Consider the following 7,221-nt stretch of genomic DNA (forward strand, 5'->3'; position numbering starts at 1 on the left):
ATGCAAAAGTCAACCTTGTTTTTATTACTCACAATTCTCAGTTTCAGTTGTTGCTTTTCCCAGGATAACGCACTTACGGCCCAGGAAAAAAAAGACGGTTGGAAATTATTATTTGATGGAAAAACCACCACAGGTTGGCATACCTGGGGTAAGAAAACTGTGAGCAAGGCATGGAGTGTAAATGATGGCGCTTTTGCGCTGGATGCAGCAGCCCTGAAAGGTCACCCCGAAGAAGAGGGGGATTTAGTAACCAATGAGGAGTACGGAAACTTTGATTTAAAACTTGATTGGAAAATCGGCTTTAAAGGAAACAGCGGTATTATATTCTACATACATGAAGACACCGTGAAATATGGTGCAACTTACGAAACGGGATTGGAGATGCAGGTGCTGGATAACGGTACTCCTACACGCAAAGGGCATGATGATGCCAGGCTATATACTCACCGCGCCGGAGACCTGTATGATCTGCTGGCATCCAAAGAAGCGGCAAAGCCACAGGGCGAATGGAATCATGTAGAAATAAAATCACTAAATGGCAAGCTGGATTTTTACATGAACGGTGTGCATACTCTTTCAACAACTTTGTGGAACGATAACTGGAAGAAAATGGTTGCTATCAGCAAGTTTAAAAACATGCCGGACTTTGGAACTTTCAAAAAAGGAAAAATTTCACTACAGGAACACGGTGAAGACGTTTGGTATAAGAATATCAGGATCAAAAGGCTTTGATACTTATGATTGATTAATAATTCCCTTATCTGCCGCTGAAAATCGTACAAGCCTACTCGTTATATTATACAATTATATAAATATTTTGAGTTCTGATTCGTCTCATTAATTAATATTAGACAGCATGATAAGTCCCATGAAAGGCTTAATAGAAAAATTCTATACAGCCTTTCAAAACAAAGATGCAGAAATAATGATTTCCTGTTATCATGATGATATCATCTTTTGTGATCCCGCTTTTGGAGAATTAAAAGTAGATGATGCGCGGGCAATGTGGCGAATGCTTTGCAGGAATGCTTCGGATTTGAGAGTTGAATATTCCGATATAAGCGCTTCATTAAAAAAAGGATCAGCTCATTGGGAAGCATGGTATACATTTGGCAGAACCGGGAGAAAAGTCCATAATGTGGTTGGTGCTGAATTTGACTTTAAAGATTCAAAAATCATAAGGCATACTGATACTTTCAATTTGCATAAATGGGCAACGCAGGCATTTGGTTTAAAAGGCAGATTGTTTGGCGGAACTAACTTTTTCAAAAACAAATTAAACCAGGAAACAACTAAGATGCTAAAACATTTTAGGGAAACCAATGCGATCTGACGTTTTTGTGCGGTTCCTTTGACAGGCTTAAAAAGTTATGTTACCTTATATATATATATGTGTAATACTCAAGAATTGAAAACGCTTCTATCTGCCATATTGTTTTTCCTTTTCATTTCCTGTTCAATTGGGCAGATAAAAATTCCCGGCTATTTCCGACAGGAAAAGCGCTTCAATGATTCACTTAAAAAAATAGTTCACGAGGTTGGTTTAGACAGCACCTGGGATGCAGGCGAAGACGGGATGGAAAAAATTTCGTTTGCAGTAGTTGATCTAAATGGAAAGCACCCCATTTTGGGGTGTGTTGACTGCAGCAATTTTATTTACCCTGCATCAGTCTATAAGATGTATGTGGCTATGGAAATTTTAAGGCAGGTTTATAATGGTGAATATTCATTGTCGAAGCAATACATCGTCAGGTCCCCTAACGATGTGGATAGATATAAAGAAATAAAATATGATCCACGACCACTTTTAAAGGCAGGTGATACTGTTACGATTAATTACCTGTTGGATTTAATGATAACACGTAGTGATAATTCTGCGGCTAATTGTTTAATTGATGTTGCCACGCGGGATAGTATTAACAAAACCATACACAATTTGGGTTGGTATGGCAGTGAGGTTACCCGAAAATTTTTGAGTAGAAAGCTGGAAGACCCCGGTTACGATTCTGTTAGGGGCACGGAAACGTGTGCCCTACACGCAGCAGATTTTATGTATAAAGTTTATATGAATCAGTTAATAAATCCCTGGGTGAGTATGCAGTTGAAGGCATTGCTCGGCAGGCAGCTTGACACAACGAAGCTATCGTTAGGATTACCACCAAATTCTATGTACTTCCATAAAACCGGATGGTGGAGTATTTATACCAATGATGTTGGTATTGTGGACGATGGTAATGTCAGATATGTCGTTGCTTTATTTACTCCGGTTACAGAAGAAGAAGTGACGCCCCGAATGAAAAACCTTTCAATGAGAGTATACAATCTTATCAGGTATCTCCATAAAGAATCTTCATTGTAAAATTAGTCTATGCCGAACCTGTGTCATTGAATATCTGTTGAGCCAATGCCGCCCGCGACACCTTTTCCAGCTATTTGAAAGCTGTTTTCTTAATACCATGTTGTTGGTTTGTTGCAGGGATATGGCTAAAGTTAGCAACATGCCAGCCGGAGAACAGCCTGCGTTCAGCAAGAAGCCAGCAAGAAAATGGTCATTTTACAAAGTTTCACGAATGGAATCATCGGTTTTATGCTTTTGGGGATTTGTGTGAGGAAAGAAGGATTTTATCAAGAATAATAAGCTAGTCTGATTTTATTGATCAAGCAACTTTTCGAAAAAAAATATCGTTTCCGTATTTTAATAATGATTGATGCGAAGCATTGAATAATCACAACAAAATCATGACAAAAAAAATTTTACATTTTTTTTCCAAAATTGATATTTATTTAACAAATGTGTGTAAATTACACGTCAATTAAACATTAACACTTTAATAATTACTTGATTATGAGAAAAAAAATCCTGCTTAGCGGCATGTTCATGCTATTTTGTTTCCTTACAATGGCTCAGCAAACACGAACAGTTACCGGAACCGTCACTTCTGCCGACGGCTCACCTTTAGCTGATGCATCTGTGGTTGTTGTCGGACAAAAAACAGGTGTTAGAACTGCGGCCGATGGTACCTTTTCCATCAATGTTCCACCCAAATCACACATTCTTCAAATTAGTTATGTAGGTTCAGAGACCCAGAGAGTAGACGTTACTGACCTTTCCAGTGTGAAAGTAATCCTCAAAAGTTCCAGCCAGTCTTTAAGTGATGTTGTAATAATTGGTTATGGTTCTGCCCGTAAAAAAGATTTAACAGGAGCGGTATCATCCATCAAAGCGAAAGACTTTAACCAGGGTGTTATTAACTCCCCGGACCAGTTGTTGCAAAATAAAGTTCCCGGCCTAGAGGTTACTAACACCAGTGGGCAGCCCGGCGCTGCAACTACCATCCAGATACGGGGTACCTCATCTATTCGTGCGGGTAACGATCCCTTATATGTGGTGGATGGTGTTCCTCTTGATGGAGGAACTGCAAGGCCGAATATTGGAAATGCATTTGGTACCACGCCCAATTCCGATCCACTTTTATTTATTGATCCAAATACAATTGCACAAATTGACGTGCAGAAAGACGCTTCCGGAACGGCTATTTATGGTTCAAGAGGTGCCAATGGGGTAATCTTTATTACCACTAAAAAAGGTAGCTCAGGCCCTATGAGAATTGACGTGGGTGTAAATTTTGGCGCATTTGCGGGTTATATGAAGCGCTACGAAATTTTAGATGCAGGCCAATTTAAAACTGCATTGTCTAAGTATTTACCAGACAGTATCGCTCAGAAATATAAGTATGGATCAAACACAGACGCTTTAAAAGAGATCACGCAGAGCAATCTTTCGCAGAATTATTCCATAGCATTGAGTGGTGGAAACGAAACCGGGAAATACAGGGCCACATTTCTTGCTTCCGATAACCAGGGATTTCTAAAGAAATCATCATTAAAGAAATACCTGGCGACTTTTAACGGGCAATATAATTTTATTGATAATAAATTAAATATAGAATTTGGTTTAATAGCTGGTTCGTTCGGCGAAAGCCTTACTCCGGTGGCCAATACATCAGGTTCAACAGGAAACGTGATTTCATCTGCTTTAAGCTGGAACCCGACACAAGCGTTAAAGACCAGCGGCGCTTATAACTACCCCAGCACGGGATCAGGCAATCCATTGGCAATTATTGATGCATACAATGATAAAACAAATGTATCTGCGTTCCTGGGGCATATCTCAGCATCCTATAAGTTGCTTCCTAATTTGGAATATAAATTCCTTTATGGTATCAATTACGAAACGGGCGGCCGTAAACTTAATGAGGATGGATGGCTTCCCGGCTTCCCCGGCCTTTCAGGACAGGGTAATGCTGCAATAGCAAATCAGATACTGTCATCTCAAACGATTGACCATACATTGAATTATTCTGCCAACTTAACACAAAAATTGTCGTTGGAAGCATTGGTTGGGTATGAATATTTTAAAACGGATGTTTCAGGAAATGGCATCACCGCCAGTGGGTTTAATACAAATTTAGATTATAAGAATAGGGTAGGGATTCCTTATACCAACATCATGACAGACGCAAAAACGCAGAATCCTTTCTATTCTTTTGCAAACCCAACTACTGAATTACAATCCTATTTTGCAAGGGCTACCTTTAATTATAATGACAGGTATATTCTTACAGGAACTATTAGGGATGACGGTTCCAATAAGTTCGGTACAAATAATAAATATGCTTATTTCCCGTCCGTAGCTGCGAAATGGAATATAAGCAATGAGAATTTTATGAAATCAAATACGCTGTTCTCCAGCCTCGGTTTGCGTGCTTCCTGGGGAATTACTGGTAACCAGGCCTTCCCTGCCGGTTCCGGAATTGAACAAATCTTCTTTATCGCAAACAACCAGATTGCCCAGGAGGTTACGAAAAACCCTGATTTGAAATGGGAGCAAACCAAGCAATTGAATCTTGGATTGGATTTTAGCATACTTAAAGGTAAAATTTTTGGTTCATTTGATTATTATGATAAGAAGACTTCGAGCATACTTTTTTCAACAGTGGCCATTCAGCCTGCTCCGGGTACAACCACCTGGATCAATCTTCCCGGGGCCGTTCTGGAGAACAAAGGGTTTGAGATTGCAGTAGGAGCAACTATTGTAGAAACTAAGAAATTTACCTGGGATGTAACCGGTAATTTTGCTCATAATCACAATCAGATTAGTGGGTTCAATAATACTGCCACTGGTCTTCCCCTGCAAATTATTACGGGAGAAATTGATGGCCAGGGTGTATCAGGAACTCTTTCCCAGGAGATCACCAATGGCTACCCTGTTAACGAGTGGTACCTGAAACCGTTCCAGGGATTTGATCAAAACGGAAATCAAACTTATGGCGGCTCACCGGTTGCCTCAGGCAATCCAAATCCAACAGTGTTGGCAGGTTTCAGCACGTCCTTAAGGTATTCCAAATTTACCCTGAGTGTCAACATGGGGGGTTCATTCGGCTTCTATATCTATAATAACACTGCTACTTCGGTAACTAATATTGCCGGCATTGCGCAGGGAAGAAATATAGATTTGAAAGCTTACAATTCAGCTGAACAACCGAAGAGCCCTGTGGCAGCCAACAGCAGGTTCCTGGAAAGTGGCAATTACTGGAAACTCCGTAACGCGACCGTTCGTTACAATTTTGGGAACGCCGGCAAATATTTCAAAAATATCAGCGCTTATGTAAGTGGAAGTAATCTATTTGTTATTACTAAATTTTCCGGGTTTGATCCTGAAGTAAATATTGACAAGAGTACCGGTGGCTACCCATCCAGGTCCCTGGAATATATACCTTACCCAACACCAAGAACAATCACCCTGGGATTAAACTTTTCGCTTTAATTTATAATTGATAAACTTCTAAAAATATGATACAAGTTAAAAAATTAACAAATATTGCCCTGCTGTTCTTAACAGTTGCGGTGATGGCTGGTTGTACAAAATTGAATGGGAAACTGAATGGATCACTTACAACAGCCCAGGCTGCAGCTTCGCTCGGAACAGCGGGTACCGGCTTCTTACTCACTGCGGCATATTCTGATCTTAGTGCTCTTGCTTCCCAGGATAACCTTTTTTCCCTGGAGGAAAACGCAACAGATGAATCTTTGGTTCCCACCAGGGGTGGTGACTGGGACGATAATGGGGTATGGAGAGTAGTGCATAATCATACCTGGGATGCAAATCATGGCCAGGTGTTAAGTGTATTTAATGCCCTGAATAAAATAAATTTCGATGCAACCAATGTGTTGGGCTTTAGCCCCACACCATCCCAGGCTGCCCAGGCCAGGGTTTTACGGGCACTTTCCTTGTATTATCTTCAAGATGAGTACGGGCAATACCCTATTCGAAATCCGGGCGATAATTTATTATTGGCTCCTGAGGTAAAAACCGGCGCTGAAGCAATTAATTTTATTATCAGTGAAATTACTGCAAGTTTGCCAGACTTACCAGCCCCCGGTGATCCATCAAAGATAAATACTGACGTAGCCAATACGCTGCTGATGCATTGTTTGCTTCAAAAAGGTACTTTCATTTCACGGGCAGCACCTACATTTGATCCTGCAGACATGGCCCAGGTAGTTTCAATTGGCAGTGCCATTATAAGCAGCAACAGGTATAGCTATATGGCTAATTATTTCGACAACTTTGCCCCAAACAATCATGCCACTACCGAAGCGATATTTCTATTGCCAAACACAGGTGGTGTTAGTACCAATCATACCGGCATAGAGGCACGGTGGAACATGACTTTACATTATAACAGTTGGGATAAACAAGCGCCTAATGCCGGCTGGAATGGTTTTTCAACAGTTTCAGATTTTTACAATAGTTTCGGAGCCACAACCGCCACGGCAGATGCAAACCGCGTCGGTGGATTTTTTACGGGCGTCGGCGCTAAAACTAATAAGGATACTATTCTTGATCAAAGGCTTGGTGGAAGAACAACCAGTAATCTCCTTGATTACCAAACTTCAGGTATCAGGTCTGGATTTCTGATAGGCCAGCAGTACAATGAAGATGGAAGTGCACAAAAGGACCGAAAGGGTAATCCTTTAGCTTTCGATCCCAAAATTGCGGATGATATGAAGGAAACTGGTGCCAACCTGGAGTTAACAGGAATCCGGGTAATTAAATATCCCCCTGACTATAATTATTATGGCGGTCCATGTAATAATGATCAAATGATCTTCAGATATCCTGATGTTGTACTGATGGTTGCTGAAGCAAAATTGAGA

At 40.6% G+C, this 7,221-nt stretch carries 5 protein-coding genes; all 5 read left to right on the top strand.

Features of this window, described 5'->3' with window-relative positions; genetic code table 11:
• Positions 1-732: a 3-keto-disaccharide hydrolase gene (locus tag ACO1O5_RS06665; RefSeq protein WP_486269059.1), complete on the top strand. Its 732-nt coding sequence runs from the start codon at positions 1-3 to the stop codon at positions 730-732.
• Positions 733-856: 124 nt separating this feature from the next.
• Positions 857-1,333, top strand: coding sequence for a nuclear transport factor 2 family protein (locus ACO1O5_RS06670; protein ID WP_486269060.1), 477 nt, complete (start codon positions 857-859; stop codon positions 1,331-1,333).
• A 75-nt stretch (positions 1,334-1,408) separates the two neighbouring features.
• Positions 1,409-2,359, top strand: coding sequence for a serine hydrolase (locus ACO1O5_RS06675; RefSeq protein WP_486269061.1), 951 nt, complete (start codon positions 1,409-1,411; stop codon positions 2,357-2,359).
• Positions 2,360-2,845: 486 nt separating this feature from the next.
• Complete coding sequence (locus ACO1O5_RS06680) at positions 2,846-5,827, top strand: SusC/RagA family TonB-linked outer membrane protein (protein ID WP_486269062.1); 2,982 nt, start codon at positions 2,846-2,848, stop codon at positions 5,825-5,827.
• Positions 5,828-5,853: 26 nt separating this feature from the next.
• Positions 5,854-7,221, top strand: a 1,368-nt coding sequence (locus ACO1O5_RS06685) for a RagB/SusD family nutrient uptake outer membrane protein (protein WP_486269063.1), incomplete at its 3' end; no start/stop codon positions are given.

The organism is Ginsengibacter sp. (genome assembly GCF_057362405.1).